The sequence below is a fragment of the Nocardia sp. NPDC055050 genome (assembly GCF_053608345.1).
Genome location: NZ_JBSGVG010000003.1, coordinates 181,518 through 198,458, shown reverse-complemented (window position 1 = coordinate 198,458; position 16,941 = coordinate 181,518). Strand labels below are relative to the sequence as shown.

17 protein-coding genes are annotated in these 16,941 nt (G+C 67.7%); 9 read left to right on the top strand and 8 right to left on the bottom strand.

Features of this window, described 5'->3' with window-relative positions:
* Positions 1-82: 82 nt before the first annotated feature.
* Positions 83-580: a MarR family winged helix-turn-helix transcriptional regulator gene (locus tag ACWGCN_RS05465; protein ID WP_452459976.1), complete on the bottom strand. Its 498-nt coding sequence runs from the start codon at positions 578-580 to the stop codon at positions 83-85.
* 69 nt (positions 581-649) lie between these two features.
* On the opposite strand from ACWGCN_RS05465, the gene ACWGCN_RS05460 reads away from it, so the two are divergent.
* Both ACWGCN_RS05460 and ACWGCN_RS05455 read left to right on the top strand, forming a co-directional pair.
* The gene (locus tag ACWGCN_RS05460; RefSeq protein ID WP_452459975.1) at positions 650-1,591 is read left to right on the top strand and encodes an NAD(P)/FAD-dependent oxidoreductase; all 942 of its coding nucleotides are present in this window, start codon (positions 650-652) and stop codon (positions 1,589-1,591) included.
* A 124-nt stretch (positions 1,592-1,715) separates the two neighbouring features.
* On the top strand, positions 1,716-2,414 hold the full coding sequence (locus ACWGCN_RS05455) for a GNAT family N-acetyltransferase (protein WP_452459974.1): 699 nt from the start codon (positions 1,716-1,718) through the stop codon (positions 2,412-2,414).
* 1 nt (position 2,415) lies between these two features.
* On the opposite strand, the gene ACWGCN_RS05450 is transcribed toward ACWGCN_RS05455, so the two are convergent.
* The 3 genes from ACWGCN_RS05450 to ACWGCN_RS05440 form a co-directional block, all read right to left on the bottom strand.
* A complete protein-coding gene (locus ACWGCN_RS05450; protein WP_452459973.1) occupies positions 2,416-3,519 on the bottom strand; it encodes a glycosyltransferase in 1,104 nt (367 codons plus the stop codon).
* A 103-nt stretch (positions 3,520-3,622) separates the two neighbouring features.
* A complete protein-coding gene (locus tag ACWGCN_RS05445; RefSeq protein WP_449962202.1) occupies positions 3,623-4,270 on the bottom strand; it encodes a CPBP family intramembrane glutamic endopeptidase in 648 nt (215 codons plus the stop codon).
* 9 nt (positions 4,271-4,279) lie between these two features.
* Positions 4,280-4,474 (bottom strand): hypothetical protein, encoded by a 195-nt coding sequence (locus ACWGCN_RS05440; RefSeq protein ID WP_452459972.1) that lies wholly within the window; start codon positions 4,472-4,474, stop codon positions 4,280-4,282.
* Positions 4,475-4,607: 133 nt separating this feature from the next.
* On the opposite strand from ACWGCN_RS05440, the gene ACWGCN_RS05435 reads away from it, so the two are divergent.
* The gene (locus ACWGCN_RS05435; protein ID WP_378991871.1) at positions 4,608-5,345 is read left to right on the top strand and encodes an SCO6745 family protein; all 738 of its coding nucleotides are present in this window, start codon (positions 4,608-4,610) and stop codon (positions 5,343-5,345) included.
* A 5-nt stretch (positions 5,346-5,350) separates the two neighbouring features.
* Here ACWGCN_RS05435 and ppk2 read toward each other — a convergent pair whose 3' ends face one another.
* The gene (ppk2, locus tag ACWGCN_RS05430) at positions 5,351-6,286 is read right to left on the bottom strand and encodes a polyphosphate kinase 2 (RefSeq protein WP_378629995.1); all 936 of its coding nucleotides are present in this window, start codon (positions 6,284-6,286) and stop codon (positions 5,351-5,353) included.
* Positions 6,287-6,491: 205 nt separating this feature from the next.
* Here ppk2 and ACWGCN_RS05425 point away from each other — a divergent pair, with 205 nt between their 5' ends.
* The 5 genes from ACWGCN_RS05425 to ACWGCN_RS05405 all read left to right on the top strand — a co-directional run bounded on the left by ACWGCN_RS05425 (position 6,492) and on the right by ACWGCN_RS05405 (position 13,132).
* Positions 6,492-7,970: a sugar porter family MFS transporter gene (locus ACWGCN_RS05425; protein ID WP_378991869.1), complete on the top strand. Its 1,479-nt coding sequence runs from the start codon at positions 6,492-6,494 to the stop codon at positions 7,968-7,970.
* Positions 7,971-8,055: 85 nt separating this feature from the next.
* The gene (locus ACWGCN_RS05420; protein WP_452459983.1) at positions 8,056-10,458 is read left to right on the top strand and encodes a glycoside hydrolase family 65 protein; all 2,403 of its coding nucleotides are present in this window, start codon (positions 8,056-8,058) and stop codon (positions 10,456-10,458) included.
* Positions 10,455-11,213 carry an HAD family hydrolase gene (locus ACWGCN_RS05415; RefSeq protein WP_452459971.1) on the top strand — a complete coding sequence of 253 codons (759 nt, stop codon included), beginning with the start codon at positions 10,455-10,457 and terminating at the stop codon, positions 11,211-11,213. Before ACWGCN_RS05420 ends, ACWGCN_RS05415 begins: the two co-directional genes overlap by 4 nt.
* A 178-nt stretch (positions 11,214-11,391) precedes the next feature.
* Positions 11,392-12,468 (top strand): metallophosphoesterase, encoded by a 1,077-nt coding sequence (locus ACWGCN_RS05410; protein ID WP_378991866.1) that lies wholly within the window; start codon positions 11,392-11,394, stop codon positions 12,466-12,468.
* Between the two features lie 46 nt (positions 12,469-12,514).
* Positions 12,515-13,132 carry a methyltransferase domain-containing protein gene (locus ACWGCN_RS05405; RefSeq protein ID WP_452459970.1) on the top strand — a complete coding sequence of 206 codons (618 nt, stop codon included), beginning with the start codon at positions 12,515-12,517 and terminating at the stop codon, positions 13,130-13,132.
* A gap of 10 nt (positions 13,133-13,142) precedes the next feature.
* On the opposite strand, the gene ACWGCN_RS05400 is transcribed toward ACWGCN_RS05405, so the two are convergent.
* The 3 genes from ACWGCN_RS05400 to ACWGCN_RS05390 form a co-directional block, all read right to left on the bottom strand.
* Positions 13,143-14,081, bottom strand: a complete 939-nt coding sequence (locus ACWGCN_RS05400) for a sigma-70 family RNA polymerase sigma factor (protein WP_449962218.1) — start codon at positions 14,079-14,081, stop codon at positions 13,143-13,145.
* Positions 14,082-14,091: 10 nt separating this feature from the next.
* Complete coding sequence (locus tag ACWGCN_RS05395; RefSeq protein ID WP_452460344.1) at positions 14,092-15,276, bottom strand: NAD(P)/FAD-dependent oxidoreductase; 1,185 nt, start codon at positions 15,274-15,276, stop codon at positions 14,092-14,094.
* Between the two features lie 66 nt (positions 15,277-15,342).
* The gene (locus ACWGCN_RS05390; RefSeq protein ID WP_452460343.1) at positions 15,343-16,203 is read right to left on the bottom strand and encodes an alpha/beta fold hydrolase; all 861 of its coding nucleotides are present in this window, start codon (positions 16,201-16,203) and stop codon (positions 15,343-15,345) included.
* Positions 16,204-16,268: 65 nt separating this feature from the next.
* Between ACWGCN_RS05390 and ACWGCN_RS05385 the strand changes: the two genes are divergently transcribed.
* Positions 16,269-16,880: a TetR/AcrR family transcriptional regulator gene (locus ACWGCN_RS05385; RefSeq protein WP_452460342.1), complete on the top strand. Its 612-nt coding sequence runs from the start codon at positions 16,269-16,271 to the stop codon at positions 16,878-16,880.
* Positions 16,881-16,941: the final 61 nt, after the last annotated feature.

Here is a 16,941-nt window from a genome sequence, read left to right as displayed (position 1 = left end):
GGAGGCAGGTTCTGAGCCGTTTCCCGAGGCCGAGTGATCGAATACACAACGGCGTCAGCCCGAGTCGTGTTCGGGCTCGCTCTCAGCGGTTGCTTCGGGCCTCGAGACCTCGGGCGAAGCGGTCCAAGCTTTGCAGGACTGCGACACGATTTCGATCCAGGTCGGTGAGTAGCTGTGCGTGGGCTTCGAGTTCGCGGGGGAAGACCTCGTCGATCAAGCCAACCCCTGCCGGGGTGAGGCGGATCAGGGTCGATCGTCGATCGGTCGGGTTCTGGGTGCGGGTGATCAGTCCTCGCCGTTCGAGTTTGGTGAGTGTTTTTCCGACGCCTGCCCTGGACATGCCGAGATGTTCGGCCAGACGGATCGCGGTGAGGGGTGGGTCGGCGTACCGGAGGGGTACAAGTAGGCCCACCTCTGCCGGGGTGATGTGGGCCTGGGCGTAGATGTCCTCCACGGCGCGGTCGAGCAGGGCGGAAATGCGTTTGATCTGGCCGACCACCACCATGGCGGAGGTGTCGAGGTCGGGGTTTCGGACACGCCAGAGATCGGATGTCCGTTCTCGGAGCGACTTTTCGGCCATCACCTCTCCTTTTGTTAACTAGTGAACAATTCGGTACGTTTCGGAGCGTACCCGGACGGTGACAAGGTCGTGCGGCGTGGTCGAGGGGGAATTGTGGTTCACGATGTCGTGGTGGTCGGTGGGGGCGCGGCCGGTCTGAGTGCCGCGCTGGTTTTGGCTCGATCGTGTCGTCAGGTAGTGCTCATCGACTCCGGTGAACCTCGAAACATGGCTGCCGAGACGACGCATGGCTTCTTGACACAGGACGGAGTCGCGCCCGAGCAGTTGCTGGCGAGAGGCGGCGCGGAGGTGCGCCGCTACGGCGCACAGGTGCTGGCGGGCCGAGTCGTGGACATCGCCGCGGTCGACGGACATTTCTCGGTGGTGACCGAAACCGGGGCCGTCGTTGCGGCGCGGGCTGTGGTTGTGGCGACAGGGCTGCGCGATGAACTGCCGGCGACCCCCGGAGTTCGAGAGCAGTGGGGAAAGGGGGTTCTCCACTGTCCGTACTGTCACGGATACGAGGTGCGGGACGCGCCGCTGGCGGTTCTGGGTGGTGCGAACAGGGCATTTTCCGTGCACCAGGCGTCGCTGGTGCGTCAGTGGTCCGACGACGTCCTCTTCTTCCCACAAGAGATCGTGTTGTCGGCGGATGAGCGCCGCCGTTTGTCCACGCGCAAGGTTCACGTTGTCGAAGGCGAGGTGAACCGAGTTGTTGCGCACGACGGTCGCCTCCACGGCGTGGAACTCGCATCGGGACAGCTCATTACGCGGACGGCGATCTTTGTCGGGCCGCGTTTCACTCCCCGTGATGAGCTGCTCACTCGGCTGCGATGCGCGGTCGGCGACGATGGCTGGGTCGCCGTCGATGCCACGGGGCGCACCAGCGTCGCTGGTATCTGGGCCGCGGGCAATGTCGCCGATTCGCCTGCGCAACTCGTCCACGCCGCGGCTGCGGGATCCAGAGCCGCTGTGGCGGTGAATCACTATCTACTGGAACTGGATATCCAGCTTTCGCTCGCCGGGCATTGACTCGGTCCGCTCGTTGCGGGATGCGCTCTAGGCCGAGGGTCGGAATCGTGGTGAGCGCAAACGGTGACCGGCGGTTGTGTGCTCGGCTAACGTTTCGGCGGTCGGGTTGCCTGGTGAGGAGAGTGTGTTGACCGTCGACGTCGATATCGCGGTGCATCCGCTCGATGATCCGGTGCGGGCTTCGTTGCGGGGCGAGCACAGTCGTTTCGCGCGGTGGACGGGGCGGATCGGGCGCTATGAGCCGGAAGTCGCGCGATTCGTCGGGCATCCGGCGGTGCTCGACGAGCAGGATTGGGCTGATCTGGGCGCTGTGCTCGGGTCGGGCGGCAGTGCTGGAATCCGCGGGATCGGTCATGTGGTGCCGGCGGAGTGGGCGGTGCTCGCCGAGTTCGACACCGTGCAGATGGACGGCGCGGGATTGCGGGTTGCCCTCGATCCTGAGCTCGAAAGACTCACTGCCGCTGATGTTCCCGAGATCTTGGAGCTGATCGCCCGAACCGAACCCGGCCCGTACGCGCCGCGGACCATCGAAATGGGCACCTATCTCGGACTGCGGGTCGAGGGTCGGTTGGTGGCGATGGCGGGGGAGCGGCTGCATCCTCCGGGGTGGACCGAGATCAGCGCGGTGTGCACCGATGTCGAATTTCGGGGCCGGGGGATCGCCTCGCGGCTGATTCGGGCGGTCGGGGCCGGAATCCGCGCGCGGGGTGAGACACCGTTTCTGCACGCGGTCGCACACAACACGACGGCGATCAGTTTGTACGAGACGCTGGGCTTCACCGTGCGCAAGAAGTCGACGCTGGCACTGGTGCAAGCGCCTTAGATCATCGGGTGGCGGCCGATCGGGTTACCTCGTCGGCGATGTCGCTGACACCGGGCATTGCGGCGATCTCGGCGGCGACCGCACGTGCGTTCGTCCTCAGGTCGGGATCAGAGATCAGGGCGTTGAGGTGGGCGGCGGTGATCGAACGAGCGGGCACCGACAGTCCGGCGCCGCGTCGCTGCACCGAGATCGCGTTCCAGGCTCGGTCGCCCGGTGCGGGTGTGGCGATCTGAGGGACGCCGGCGTGGAGGGCGGCATAGACCGAACCGGCTCCCGCGTGGTTGACCATGGCAGTGCAGTGGGGCAGAGCTTCGTGTAGGGCGATCCACCCGGTCGTGCGGATGTTCGCGGGAAGTACGGTGTTGCGCAGTGTCTTTCGATCGGGTCGCACGATGACGATGTCGGCATCGACATACGGTGCGGCGCGCACGATCGCCCGCAGCATCGTGTCCGGACCGTCGCCGAGCATGGTCGAACGGGTGACGAGAATGCGTGGGCGTGTGGACGGTTCGCGCAGGAACGCGGGTGTGTCCGCGCCCGGGGCGGAGTACGGGGTGTAGCGCAACGGCCGCCCCTCAACCCGGACGATGCTGGGTGGGGCAATGGACAGGGTGCTCGCCGGAGCGGGCAGGGCGGCGTCGGTGAGCAGACGCAGCAGTTCACGGCGGATCACCGTGCCGTTGTCGAGGGCGATGTTGTGCAGGATCGTGGGTACGCCGAGCCGGTCGGCCACCATCGCCGCGGCCGCCGCGAACGGCTCGTGCACGATCACCTCCGGCGCGAACTCGGTAGCGGCACGCAGCAGCGGCTCGACCATCGGCCGATTGGTGACCGCGAAGACGTGGGCACCGCCGCGTGCGTCCGCCATCCCCTTCCCCGACCGCACCGCCAGCACCGGATGCCGGCCCAGCCCGCGCACCGCGGCACGCAGATAGTTGATCGGCGGGGCGACATCAGCCACCGGCAATCGCGCCCGCACCACCGCGGCCGCGTCCCCGCCGGTAGCCACCATGATGTCGTGCCCACGCTCGCGCAGAGTGTCGACCAGCGGCATCATCGGGAACAGATGCCCGATCAGCGGCATCGCCACGAACAGCACTCGCATCAGGTCCCCCATCGCCCCGGGCGGCCGCAGTCTCGACCCCCACCATCCAGCACTACGACTCAACGCCGCCGATAGTTCACCTCGGCCCCGCATCGAGAGAGAGTTACGCGGCCGCTGCCCCGTGATAGAACAAGTCGCCGAGGCCGACGGTGAAGACGAGGATGCCATAGAGGGCGTGCTCCACCGAAGTGGTGAGCAGCGAGCGGGTCCGCCGATACCGGGCTGCGAAGACAACACCGGCCGCCGCGCTCAGCAGCACCGAGATCGGGTTGCCGACGATGAAGTGGGCGAAACCGAACGCGACGGCGCTGGCGGCGATCATGCGCGGACCGTCGCCGAAGATCGGCGCGTAGCGGTGAAACAGGAAGGCGCGGAACAGCAGTTCCTGCGGATAGACGCTGACCAGCGGATAGAACACGAGGACCAGCACCCAGATCAGGGGACGTTCGCGCGGTAGATCGAACAGCGAATCGGGCCGGAACACCGCCACCGCGGCGGCGAGGGTCAGGGCCGAGATCGCCCAGAGCGCGAGGATGCCGGGCAGGGCGGGGCGCAGTGCGTCGGCCCGCCAGAAGCTGCCACGGTCGAAACCGGTGCGGCGCAGGTAGATCACGATGCCGACGGTGATCGCCACAAGGAAAGGCAGCGGGCTCACACCGCGCAGCAACACCGCGAACAAACCGGTCAGGCCGAAGAAGAGGGCGACGAATTCGACTGTGAGCCAAGTCTTCCGGCTGGTGTCGACGGTCATCTGCCGAGATTAGCCGCTGTGCTCGGCCTTCGTCGCGGCCAACGTCGCCAGCAGGGCGGGCAGGGCGATGTAGTAGTCGTAGGTGACCAGTTTCTGGGCGTCGGGATCGCCCTGCCACAGGCCCGCCGGGCCGCGATAGTCCGGGATTCCGCTGTCGGTGGAGACGTGGGCGCCGGACAGGATCGCCACGAACTGGGTGGTCATGGGATCCGCCCTGGGTCCGGTAGAGCAGTGCGGTCGACGGATTTCGGTCGTTGTCCTCGCGAAGGGCTATCGCATCTGACTATGCAACGCTAAAGTCTGCCTGGAGTGGACAACAGTGGAAGGTGGCAGACGAATGACGTCGGCAACGGTCAAACGGCAGGTACTCGAACTCGGTGGGGCGTTCATGATCTCGCGCGAGGCCAGGGCGTTCGGGGAGACGACCGGGGTGGCCGGGTTCCACGGCGCCTACACGCGAGGCCGTGGCGGGGTGCTCGGTGACGTCGACGCCGACGTGGTGACCGCCGCCTTCGGCTTCTTCGAACCCGGATGCGTGCGCGCCGCATGGGAATCGGTGCCGATGCCCGCCGCAGGCGCCGCGGTGGAATACATGCTCGCGTGTCGCGATTTCGGGCAACGCAAACTGGCCGCGTTCGAGCAGGCCGACCGGCTCGCACAGCTGCTGCGCCGCGTGGTCGATGCCGCACCCTCGACCGGCTTGCCCCTGTTCGCCGGTTGGCGGGCCATGCCGGTGCCCGAGGACGGGCGGGCCGCGGTGCTGCAACTGACCCATGTGCTGCGCGAGCTCCGCGGCGGACTGCACCTGGTCGCGGTGCTGGCCAACGGACTCACCCCGCTGCAAGCGATCCTGGTTGCGGGCTCCCCGATCCTCGACGGACCCGGTCACGCGAAATTTCTCGGCTGGACCGAACCGTTCGAGACGGTCACCGACGATGTGCGGGTGCGCTGGGACGCGGCGGAGAAGCTGACCGACGAACTGATCGCACCCTGCTTCGATGTCCTCGACGACACCGAGCGCGACGAGCTCGCCACCCTGATGCTCGACGCGCACCGAGTCGCCCTGACGCGCTAGAACGTTCAGGAACCGATGACGTCGCGCCCGCGGCCCACGATCAGTGGGTCGGCGGTGCCGACGATCTCGACATCCTTGTTGCCGTAATCGAACCCGCTCAACACGTGCCGCATCGCGTTGAGCCTGGCGCGCTTCTTGTCGTTGCTCTTGACCACGATCCACGGTGCGTGATCGGTGTCGGTGTGCTCGAAGTTCTCTTCCTTGGCCGCGGTGTAGTCGTCCCATTTGTCGAGCGAGGCCAGGTCCATCGGCGAGAGCTTCCAGTGCCGCACCGGGTCGACCTGGCGGATGGCGAAACGGGTGCGCTGCTCCAGCGGCGAGACCGAGAACCAGAACTTGACCAGGTCGATACCGTCGTCGACGAGCATCCGTTCGAACAGCGGCACCTGCGACAGGAACCGTCGATGCTGTTCGGGCGTGCAGAAACCCATCACCCGTTCGACACCGGCGCGGTTGTACCAGGAGCGGTCGAACAGCACGATCTCGCCCGCGGCGGGCAGGTGCTCGACGTAGCGCTGGAAATACCACTGGGTGGATTCGCGCGCGGAGGGCTTCTCCAGTGCCACGACCCGGGCCCCGCGCGGATTCAGGTGCTCCATGAAGCGTTTGATGGTGCCGCCCTTGCCCGCGGCGTCGCGCCCTTCGAACACGATGACGACGCGGCGCCCGGTCGCCTTGACCCAGTTCTGCAGTTTCAGTAGCTCGATCTGCAGTAACCGCTTGTCGAGGTCGTATTGCAGGCGCGAGAGGCGCTCGTCGTAGGGGTAGCCCTCGCGCCAGGTGTCGACGACCAGGCCGCCGGGTTCGGTGAGCAGGATCGGATCGTCGTCGTCGCTGTCGTCGACGGTGAATCCGGTGGTGTCGGCCAGGTTCACGACGGTCGCGAGATCGGCGATCTCGCTGACATCACGGGGGATCGGACGAATCTCGACATCGGTCATCCCGTGACGCTAAATGGTGTGCGTGTCGCGAAGGTGAACGTGCGGTGCCCAGCGCAGCGAAGCCGCCGCGCCAACCCGGCAACACGGCGATGTGGGCTCGCTATCGTGAATTCGTGCAGATGGCACCCCGTTCGGGGCAGACTGTGATCTGATTCACGCCGCTACTCGCGAGGCACTGCTGCCCGCCGTGGAGAGGACGACGCCGATGCATGATGGAGGCTCCTTCACCGACCAGTCCGCTCTTCCCGACGGCGAGCCGGCCTCGGGCAGCCGCGTGATCCGGATCGCGTCCGTGGCGGCGCTGGGCGGATTGTTGTTCGGCTTCGACAGTGCCGTGATCAACGGGGCCGTCTCGGCGATCCAATCCGAATTCGATGTCGCCGACGCCGTTCTCGGCTTCGCTGTGGCCTCGGCGCTGCTCGGCGCCGCCGCGGGCGCCATGACCGCGGGCCGGATCGCCGACCGCATCGGCAGGCTCAAGGTGATGAAGATCGCCGCGGTCCTGTTCTTCATCAGCGCGGTGGTCACCGCTTTCGCGCCCGATGTGTGGATCCTGGTCGTCGGCCGGGTGATCGGTGGTCTCGGTGTCGGTGTGGCCTCGGTCATCGCCCCCGCCTACATCGCCGAGACCTCGCCCGCGCGGATCCGCGGCAGGCTCGGATCACTGCAACAGCTGGCCATCGTGCTCGGCATCTTCCTGGCACTGCTGGTGGACTACGTGCTCGCCCACCTCGCCGGTGGCGCGAGCGAGATCCTGTGGTTCGGGCTCGAAGCCTGGCGCTGGATGTTCTTGTCCATGGTGGTACCCGCCGTGGTCTATGGCGTATTGGCCTCCACGATCCCGGAGTCGCCGCGCTACCTGGTCGCCACGCACAAGATCCCCGAGGCCCGGCGCGTGCTGTCGATGCTGTTCGGTGAGAAGAACCTCGAGCTCACCATCGGCCGGATCGAGGAGAGCCTGCGCAGCGATACCAAGCCGTCCTGGAAGGACCTGCGCCGACCGGCGGGCGGGCTCTATCCCGTCGTGTGGGTGGGGCTGATGCTGTCGGTGTTCCAGCAGGCGGTCGGCATCAACGTGATCTTCTACTACTCGAATGTGCTGTGGGAGGCCGTCGGCTTCGAGGAATCCCAGTCGTTCCAGATCAGCGTGTTCACCTCGGTGGTCAACATCGCCACCACGATCGTCGCGATCATGCTCATCGACAAGGTGGGCCGCAAACCGTTGCTGCTGACCGGCTCGATCGGAATGACCGTCACCCTGGCCACGATGGCGATCTGCTTCGGCGGCGCCGACCAGCTGCCCGACGCCGAAGGCGTCATGGAGCCACACCTGACCGGTGCGCTCGGTCCGATCGCGCTGGTCGCGGCCAACCTGTTCGTCGTGTTCTTCGGCATGAGCTGGGGCCCGGTGGTGTGGGTGCTGCTCGGGGAGATGTTCCCCAACCGGATCCGTGGCGCCGCGCTGTCGCTCGCGGCGGCCGGCCAGTGGGCGGCGAACTGGGCGATCACCGTCTCGTTCCCCAGCCTGAAGACCTTCTCGCTCGGCTTCGCCTACGGGATGTACGCGGTGTTCGCGCTGCTGTCGCTGGGCTTCGTCGCCAAGTTCGTGCCCGAGACCAAGGGGATGTCGCTCGAGGACATGGACGAGGCCGCCGGCTACGAACGGCCCATCGCCAGCACCTGACCCCGCCCCAAGCGCCACCGGCTCGACCACGTCGTCACCATCGCAGTGCGGTCATCGATCACCCTTCGACGAGGAAGGCTGCGTGATGCATTCGGCCTACGGCTACCCAGCGCAGACGAACCGGGCATCGCGCGCGGTCCGCGGCGGTGAGACGGGCAACGCCCGGACCCACACGAGCGAGACCACCTCGTGGACGGTGGTCGAGGACGCCTGGAACCCGCAGCGCGCCAACTACTTCGAGACGATGTTCACCATCGGCAACGGGCGCCTGGGAACCCGTGGCTCGCTCGAGGAACGGCACACAGGGGCGTTGCCGGGCACATTCATCGCCGGTGTCTACGACGCCTACGACTCCCCGGTCATCGATCTGGTGAACGCGCCGGACTGGCTCGACAGCGAGGTCTTCGTCGACGGTCTGCGCCTGGACACCGAGTCCGCGCAGGTGGTCGAGCATCATCGTGCACTGGACCTGCGCAGCGGAGTCCTGCACCGCGACACCGTGTTCCGGCTGCCCAGCGGCGCGCGGGCCAGGCTGCGGACCGAGCGGTTCGCCAGTTCCGCCGACCGAGATCTGTGCTGTCTGCGGATCGAAGTGACGTGCCTGGATTACGCGGGGGCGGTCACGGTGCGGACCGGTATCGACGCGAACCGGCGCAATCTCGAACGGTTGCCGACCTACCACGAACAGACGGCATTCGGCTACGAACGCAAGTGGGACAAGTGGGCCAAGTCCACGCACCTGGTGTCGGTCGGTGCGGGATTCGACGGTGAGGTCGGCGTCATCGAAAGCCGCACCATCGACAGCGGGGTCGACCTGGCCTATGCCTTCACCTGCTCGGCCGACAGCGGGCAGCGTCACCAGCGGGTCCGCCACGACGGCATCGAGGTGCAGTGGCATTTCGACGTGGGCGCAGACGAAACCGTGCGGGTGGACAAGCTCGTCGGTATCGCCACCAGTCGCGACTATCGAGCGGTGCGCCCACCTCGGGCGCGCGCACTCGACACCGTCGCGCGCGCAGACTCGTTCGATACAGCCGCCGCGGCCAACCGGGCGGCGTGGGAGGGGATGTGGGCCGACGCCGATTGCGAAGTGGTCGGCGACGATCGGGTGACCCAGGCGCTGCGGTTCGCGATCTATCACCTGCTCATCGCCGCGGACCCCGACGATCCGACCGTGAGCATCGGCGCGAAAGCGCTGTCCGGCGAGGGCTATCGCGGGCATGTCTTCTGGGATACGGAGGTGATGCTGCTGCCGTTCTTCCTGTTCACCCGGCCGCGCGCCGCCCGCGCGCTGCTGGGCTACCGCCACCACACCCTGCCCGGCGCACGGGAAGTCGCCGCCGACAACGGAACCGGCGGCGCGCGCTATCCGTGGGAATCGGCCGATACCGGCCGCGAGGAGTGTCCGCAATACACCCCGGACGGGAAGGACCGTTTCTACACCCGCGAAGAAGAACTGCACATCACCGCCGATATCGCCTACGCGATCATGCGCTACGCCGCCGTCACCGGCGATGACGACTACCTGTTCGGGGAAGGCTCGGAGATCCTGTTCGACACCGCTCGATTCTGGGTGCAGCGGTGCGTCGAGGACGGCGATCGGCTCGCCATCCGGACGGTGATGGGACCGGACGAGTTCCACTCCCACGTCGACAACAACGCGTTCACGAACAGGCTGGTGCACTGGCATCTTCAGCAGGCGGCGGCGGTGTACGAACGGATGTCGCGGGAACGGCCCCAGCGGGTGCACGAGCTCATGGCCTCGATCGGGCTGGAGGCGGATGAACCAGCCCAGTGGCTCGCCACCGCGGACCGGCTGCGGGCGCCGACCGATCCCGACTGCGGTGTCATCGAACAATTCGACGGCTATTTCGATCGCACGGTGGTGCCCATCGTCGACTGGGACGACAACGGCATGCCGCGACTTCCGGTCGGCTACAGCCCTTTCGACTGCGAGACCACCTCGCTGCTCAAACAGCCCGATGTGGTGATGCTGCTGCACATGCTGCCCGACGAATACTCCCCGGCCACCCGGCGGCTGAACTACGAGTTCTATGAGCAGCGCACGATGCACAAGTCGTCGCTCAGCCCGTCGATCCATGCGATCGTGGGGTTGCAGGTGGGCGATTGCCGCACGGCGGAACGGTATTTCGAGCGGTCGGCGTTCGTCGATCTCGACGACAATCAGGGCAATACCGAAGAGGGCATCCACATCGCGTCGGCGGCGGGCACCTGGCAGGTCGCGACGCACGGCTTCGGCGGATTGCGCGCCGACGCCGACGGATTGCGTTTCGCACCCGCGCTTCCGGCGTCCTGGCAACGGTTACGGTACGCGGTGCACTGGCGGGGTCGGTCGGTGCGGGCCGATCTCGGGCACCGGGACGCGCGCTTCGAGCTGGTCGGTGCGGGGCCATCGGTGGAGATCACGGTGTGGGGTCGGCCGGTGACACTCGAGCCCGGTGTCGTGGTCGAGGTCGGGGCGCCATGACCGGCGTCTTCGACGCGCAGGCAGTGCTGTTCGATCTCGACGGCGTCCTCACCGACACCGCGGCGGTGCATCGGCGGGCGTGGTCGGCGCTGTTCACCGAGTTCTTGCCCGCCGTCGCGCCGGACGCCGCCCCTTACACCGATGCCGACTACTTCGCGCTGGTGGACGGCAAAGCGCGCGCGGCGGGCGTGCGGTCGGTGCTCGCCTCGCGCGGCGTGAGCGTGCCCGACGGCGAGCTGGACGACCCACCCGGCGCGCAGACGGTGCACGGGTTGGGCAACCACAAGAACGTCCGTTTCACCGAGATCATCCGTGGTGACGGTGTCGAGGTGTTCGACGGGTCGTTGCGCCTGGTCGACGCGCTCGCCGCCGCCGGTATCCCGATGGCGGTGGTGTCGAGCTCGCGCAATGCGGTGCTCGTGCTGGACACCGCCGGCCTGCTGGGCAGGTTCACGATGGTGATCGACGGTGTGGTCGCCCACGACGAACGCCTCGCGAGCAAACCGGCGCCCGACATGTTCCTCACGGCCGCGCGGGGTCTGGGCGTGGATCCGGTGCGCACGGTGGTGATCGAGGACGCGGTGTCAGGGGTCGAAGCGGGCCGCCGGGGCGGATTCCGGGTGATCGGGGTCGACCGGGGGACCGGCGCCTCGGCCTTGTGGGCCGCCGGTGCCGACGTCGTCGTCAGCGATTTGGCGGATCTGCTCGATGACCAAAGGGATCGGCGCAGGTCTGCCGTGTCGGGGGAGATCTGAGTTACGCGACGTGAACTGAGCGAGCGTCCGGGTCGAGCAAGTATTCACGCTCGCCGACATGCGCGTGACCGACGGACGATCCGTGGCCGCGCCCATTAGGCTGCGGCGGCGTCGCGATCATGTCAGTGTGCTTCGATCAGGTCAGTTGTCCAATAGAGCCATTACCCAGAAGGTGACCATGCACGATCAGTTCTCGTCCGGAATCGGCCGTCGTGAAGTTCTGGCAGGCGCCGCCGGTGTCGTCGCGGGCCTGTCGCTGGTGGGGCTCACGCCCGCCGCGGCGGTGCCTGCCGAAGTGCCCAAGTTCACCCCGCAGGCCGGGCGTAACGTGCGGGTGCTGGTCACCGGCGACGCGGGCACCGGCACCCGAACCCAGTGGGCGGTAGCCGACGCGGCACGCGCATTCCACGCACGCCGGCCGTTCTCGCTCGCGGTGGGTCTGGGCGACAACATCTACGACACCGGACCCAACGGGCCCGACGACGAACAGTTCGCCACCAAATTCGAGAATCCCAATGCGGGACTGGACATTCCGTGGGCGATGGTGCTCGGCAACCACGACACCAGCTCGGTGTTCCCCGGCGACGGCGGCTGGCTGGCACGCGGCAACTTCGAGGTGGCCTACCACGCGAAGTCACAGCGCTGGTGGATGCCGAGCCGCTACTACTCGGTGCGCGTGCCCGAACAGAACCCGGTCGTGGAGTTCTTCGTGCTCGACATCAACCCCCTCGCGGCCTACATCCCGCCGTTCCTCGACCCCTACTGGGCCGTCGACGGTCCGTACATGAACGAACAGCGCGCCTGGCTCGACAGCGCGCTCGCCGAGTCCACCGCGCCGTGGAAGATCGCCTGCACCCATCAGGCCTACATCAGCAACGGCCCACACGGCGACGCGGGCAACTACGAGGGCCTGCCGGTCGAACCGATCAACGGCGTGCACGCCAAGCGCTTCTTCGAAGACCACGTGCTGGGCAAGGTGTCGTTTCTGCTGTCGGGCCACGACCACACCCTGCAGGTGCTCGAACCCACACCGGCGACCAAGGGCACCCGCCAGATCGTGTCGGGCGCGGCGGGCAAGACCGCGGGCGGTCAGCCGCGGCTGACGAGCGGTGCGCACAGCGCGCTGTTCGAAACCCAGCACGAACTGGGGTTCATGGTCTTGGACCTCACCGCCGACTCGGTGAACCTGACGGTGCTCACCGTCGACCCGGCCTCGGGCGCGAGCACCGAGGTCTTCGACCGGCGACTGGGCTGAGCGCGACCGGGTGCAGAAAACGCGGTGGCGGGAGGATGATCGGTGGATGGGCTTCTACACCGACCGGATCCTCCCGCACCTCACCGACAAAGTCTGCGGCGTCGCCCAGAACGGGCCGCTGCGCAAGCGAACCTGCGCCGGGCTACACGGCGAGGTGCTCGAAGTCGGGTTCGGGTCGGGCAACAACATCGGGTTCTATCCGGCCGCGGTCGAGCGGGTCAGCGGGGTCGAGCCCGCCGATACCGCGTGGAAGATCGCCGCGAAACGTGTCGCGGGCAGCTCGACCCCGATCGAACGCGCGGGCCTGGACGGCCAGTCGCTGCCGTTTCCCGACGCCACCTTCGACACCGCCCTGTCGACGTTTACCCTGTGCACCATCCCCGACATCGCGGCGGCACTCGCCGAGATCGGCCGGGTCCTGCGCCCCGGCGGCACCTTGCACTTCGTCGAACACGGACTCGCGCCCGAGGAATCGGTGCAGCTCTGGCAGCATCGCCTCGACCCGATCCAGCAGAAGATCGCCGGCGGGTGTCACCTCTCGCGCGACATCGCGGGACTGATCACCGAAGCGGGTTTCGAGATCACCGAACTCGACCGGTTCTATCAGCCGGGCGCCCCGAAAGCGTGGGCGGCGTTGTCTCTCGGCGTCGCGCGTTCTTCCTGAAAACAGCTGATCACCACGATCGGACCAGCGGAGCGTCATGCTCGCGCCGCTGCCATTCGGCGGTGAGACGTCCCAGCCTCTGCGGTGCGGCGATGCTGCGCATGCCGGCGATCTTGTCCGCACGCATCTCCAGGATCGCGACGCCGAGGACTCGATCGCCGAGCGTGACGAGCACGGCCGGACAGCCGTTGGCCACAACCGCGTAGATCGACGGCGAGCCACCGGCGAGGCGTCGCTTGGCCGGGCTCGGTGTGAAACCGGCACGCACCGCGGTGGCCAGGCGTTGCGGGCTCGCGTAGCGGATGAGCTTCGCGGCCGAGCCGCCGACGCCGTCGGAGATGCCGGTCGCGTCGTCGGTCAGCAGTGCGACCAGCCGGTCGGTGCGACCCGAGGTGGCGGCCTCGATGAACGCCTGGACGACCCGGCGGGCGGCGCCGTGGTCGATGTCGATGGTGGTGCGCGCGGCGGTGATCCGCCCTCTCGCACGGTGCAGGTGTTGCTGACTCGCCGACACGGTGATGTCGAGGATGCCGGCGATCTCGGCATGCCGGTACGCGAAGGCCTCGTGCAGCACGTACACGGCGCGTTCGGTCGGCGACAACCGTTCCATGAGCGTCAGCACCGCCAGGGTCACCGATTCGCGCTGCTCGACGGTGTCGGCGGGCCCGAGCATCGGGTCGCCGTCGAGCAGCGGTTCGGGCATCCAGGCGCCGACCGCGCGCTCGTGGCGCGCCTTCGCCGAGCGGAGCCGGTCCAGCGCCAGATTGGTGACGATCTTGGTCAGCCACGCCTCCGGCACCTCGACATAGTCGCGGTCGGCGGCCTGCCACCGCAGGAACGCGTCCTGGACCGTGTCCTCGGCGTCGGCGGCCGAGCCGAGCAGACGGTAGGCGATCGAGGCCAGCCGGTGGCGGCTGGCCTCGAAACGCGCCACGGTGGCAGTGTCCATGAGCACGACTCTAGGTCGCGACCACGGCGTGGGGTCGATCGGTGACCGCGCGGTACCGGCGGCTGGGCATGCCGAAGGTGGGGTGGCTCAGGCTCCAGGGGTTGACCCCGAGGATCACCGCTTTGACGCGGGCGGCCGTTCGCCCGCGCAGGGCCCACGACTTCGATCGCGCGTCACCGTCGACCACCTGGAAGATCCCGTCCTTGCGGCCGAGGCTGATGTGGTTGCCCACATACGACAGTGAGGTCGTCGAGATCTTTCGCCCGGTCCGGTCTCCGACGATCGTGGCCGTGGCCTGCATGCTGGTGAATCCGGCGGACGCGCACGACATCGGCAACGGTAAACCGTTGTCGCCGATGACGAACGCGCTGTCACCGGCGACGTAGACGTCGGGGTGCGAGACCGACCGCATCTGCCGGTCGACGGTGATCTGCCCGTTGGGTTCCACCGCGAGACCGCTGGTCGCGGCGATGGGATGCACCGCGAACCCGGCTGCCCACACCGTCGCCTGCGCGGGGAAAGTGGTGCCGTCGGCGGTAACCGCGCCCGCCGCGTCGACCCGGGTGATGGTGGTGTTCTCGTGGACCGTGATCCCGAGCCGGTCGACGGCGTCGAACAGGTGGCGGCGGGCCTTGCCGCCCAGCCACCCGCCGAGTTCGCCGCGCGTGGCCAGGCCGACCTGGAGCCCTGGATGGGATTCGGCGATCTCGGTGGCGGCCTCGATCGCGGTCAGGTTGCCGCCGACCACCAGGACCTTTCCGTTCGTGCCCAGGTCGGCCAACCGGGCGCGCAGGCGCAGCGCGGCCGGGCGGGATGCCACGTGGTAGGCGTGCTCGGCGGCCCCGGCGATGCCGTGGACGGCGGCGGTACTGCCCAGCGAGTAGAGCAGGGTGTCGTATTCGAGCCTGTCGATGTTGTCGCCGTCGGCAATGGTGACCGTCCGGTGGTCGACGTCGACGCCGCTCACCCGCGCTACCCGCAGCCGGATGCCGGTGCCCGCGAACACCTGCGTCAGCGGCAGGTGGCGCAGATTCTGCCCGGCGGCGAGTTGATGATTGCGCAGCCGCTCGGCGAAATCGGGTTCAGCGTTGACGACGGTGATCTCGAAGTCGTCGGAATGGAGTCGGCGGGCCAGTACCCCGGCGGAGAAGGCCCCGGCGTATCCGGCCCCGAGGACGACGATGCGGTGCTTCATGATTGGCTCCTGTCTGGTTCGCGTGCCTTCTGAACGAGACGGCCGCCGAAACCCTGACAGGATCGATCAGTGATGTAGGTCACGCCCGGGTGGCACGGAGGTGGCGAGGAATTCGGTGATCGCGGTGGCGACGGCGGCGGGTTGGTCGAGCATCGACAAAACGTAGGCGTGGTCGATTTCGACCAGGCGGGAACGGGGAATCAGTGCCGCCAGGCGGTGGCCGTGGGAGCGGGGCATGACTTTGCCCGCGGACGACCACAGGACAAGGGTTTCGCCGGAGAAGCGGTGCAGGGCTTCGGTGTTGGTGACGAGTTCGCGCTTGTCGAAGCCGGAGCGGGTGTAGGCGAGCAGGTCGGCGCGGATGCGGGGGTCACGCAGGCCCGGTTCGGTCCAGGCGTGGACCAGGGCGTCGGGGAGGGGAGTTTTCGCCATCCAGCCGAACATCACGGGGCTGCGGCGCAGCCAGCCGATGCGCATCTGGCGCAAGGCCAGGGTGATGCCGCCGGGCAGGGCCGAGGCGAGCGTGGCGGTTTTGCCCGGGAGGCCGGGCGGGAAGTTGTCGAAGGCTTCGCTGGGGAAAATGATCAAGCGCCCGACTCGTTCGTCGAGGCCGTAGGCGGTGAGGAACAGGGCCCCGCCCCAGTCGGAGTGCACGAGGGTGACGTCGTGCAGGTCCAGCGCGGCGAGGAAGTCGGCGACGAGCTGATTGAGGCCGCGCAAGCTCAGGTCGGTGCCCGGGCGCAGGGGTTCGGGGTGGGCGCCCAGTGGTAGGTCGGGCAGGACGTAGCGGAAGCCGGTGGGCAGGTGGTCGAGGATCGAGTCCCAGACCGTGTGGTTCATCAACAGTCCGTGCAGCAGGACCACCGGGGGTCCTTCGCCGTGTTCGCGGTAGTGGATCCGGCCCGCATCGAGTTCGACGGTCGCCATGACATCCTCCCTTGCCCTCCACGGCTAGAGCGTTTGCTCTAGCGTGTTTGCTCTAGTCTGGTGGAGTGAGCGAGCAGATGTCAACGAGTACCCGCGAGCGACTGGTGACCGCGGTCGCGGAATTGATGCGTGTCCACGGCTACAGCGCGATCACCGTCAAACAGATCACCGCCGCCGCCGAGGCGCCGATGGGGTCGCTCTACCACCACTTTCCGCAGGGCAAAGTGCAGATCGCGGCCGAGGCGCTGCGCAGCACCGGCGCGGCCTACATCCAGCTGCTACCGCTGCTGATGGACCCGCACGAGGATCTGCGGGTGGCCGTGCCCGCCGCGTTCGACGACGCTGCGCGCACACTCGAGGAGTCGGGGTGGATGAACATGTGCCCCGTCGGCACCGTCGCGGGCGAGATCGCCGACAGCGAACCGGTTTTGCGGGAGGTGGCCGCGGAGGTCGTGCGGGACTGGATCGACCAGGGCACACGGTATTTCGTCGAACGCGGCGTCGGGCAAGCCGCGGCACGCGAGCTGATCTTGGCGATGTTGGCCGCGCTGGAAGGGGCATTCATTCTGGGCCGCACACTACGTTCGGCCGAACCGTTGCGTGCGGCCGGTCAGGCGATGGAGGCGCGGGTGGATATGGTGCTCGCCGCGCGCGAGGGCGCTGTCGTCGATCGGTGATCACCCGGCACACCACGGTGGCCGTGTCACGGGCCCTGTGACACGGCTGTGGTTGCGCGAG

Coding starts and splice junctions, on each gene's coding strand:
- ACWGCN_RS05410 (WP_378991866.1), top strand. CDS start 11,392: ATGCACGATCAGTTCTCGTCCGGAATCGGCCGTCGTGAAGTTCTGGCA.
- ACWGCN_RS05400 (WP_449962218.1), bottom strand. CDS start 14,081: ATGGACACTGCCACCGTGGCGCGTTTCGAGGCCAGCCGCCACCGGCTG.
- ACWGCN_RS05440 (WP_452459972.1), bottom strand. CDS start 4,474: ATGACCACCCAGTTCGTGGCGATCCTGTCCGGCGCCCACGTCTCCACC.
- ACWGCN_RS05405 (WP_452459970.1), top strand. CDS start 12,515: ATGGGCTTCTACACCGACCGGATCCTCCCGCACCTCACCGACAAAGTC.
- ACWGCN_RS05450 (WP_452459973.1), bottom strand. CDS start 3,519: ATGCGAGTGCTGTTCGTGGCGATGCCGCTGATCGGGCATCTGTTCCCG.
- ACWGCN_RS05390 (WP_452460343.1), bottom strand. CDS start 16,203: ATGGCGACCGTCGAACTCGATGCGGGCCGGATCCACTACCGCGAACAC.
- ACWGCN_RS05465 (WP_452459976.1), bottom strand. CDS start 580: ATGGCCGAAAAGTCGCTCCGAGAACGGACATCCGATCTCTGGCGTGTC.
- ACWGCN_RS05425 (WP_378991869.1), top strand. CDS start 6,492: ATGCATGATGGAGGCTCCTTCACCGACCAGTCCGCTCTTCCCGACGGC.
- ACWGCN_RS05445 (WP_449962202.1), bottom strand. CDS start 4,270: ATGACCGTCGACACCAGCCGGAAGACTTGGCTCACAGTCGAATTCGTC.
- ACWGCN_RS05395 (WP_452460344.1), bottom strand. CDS start 15,276: ATGAAGCACCGCATCGTCGTCCTCGGGGCCGGATACGCCGGGGCCTTC.
- ACWGCN_RS05415 (WP_452459971.1), top strand. CDS start 10,455: ATGACCGGCGTCTTCGACGCGCAGGCAGTGCTGTTCGATCTCGACGGC.
- ACWGCN_RS05435 (WP_378991871.1), top strand. CDS start 4,608: ATGACGTCGGCAACGGTCAAACGGCAGGTACTCGAACTCGGTGGGGCG.
- ppk2 (WP_378629995.1), bottom strand. CDS start 6,286: ATGACCGATGTCGAGATTCGTCCGATCCCCCGTGATGTCAGCGAGATC.
- ACWGCN_RS05420 (WP_452459983.1), top strand. CDS start 8,056: ATGCATTCGGCCTACGGCTACCCAGCGCAGACGAACCGGGCATCGCGC.